We start from the raw sequence: 201 nt of genomic DNA, 5'->3' as shown, positions 1-201 counted from the left end.
TTTAAATGCCTGTGGTGCTGAAATGGGTAAATTGTGTTTTTTAATCAGTGTTGATAAAGCCACAGTAGGACGACTGGAGCCATCCATGGAACCACTTGGCGCATCAATCGCATAAACAGGCGCCAACTCAGGTAAGCCCGCCATGGCCTGTAATTTTTGATAAGCACCTAACTTTGATGAATTCGAGAAATTTAAACTTTT

General features: G+C 41.8%; 1 pseudogene. It reads right to left on the bottom strand.

Annotated features, from left to right (window positions below):
- A pseudogene (locus tag BHE89_RS04610) lies at nt 1-201 on the bottom strand (KilA-N domain-containing protein); the annotation flags it as partial.

Origin of the sequence: Shigella sp. FC1967 (assembly GCF_001743005.1) — a bacterium.
GTDB lineage: Bacteria > Pseudomonadota > Gammaproteobacteria > Enterobacterales > Enterobacteriaceae > Proteus.
This window is presented reverse-complemented; position numbering and strand designations above follow the sequence as displayed.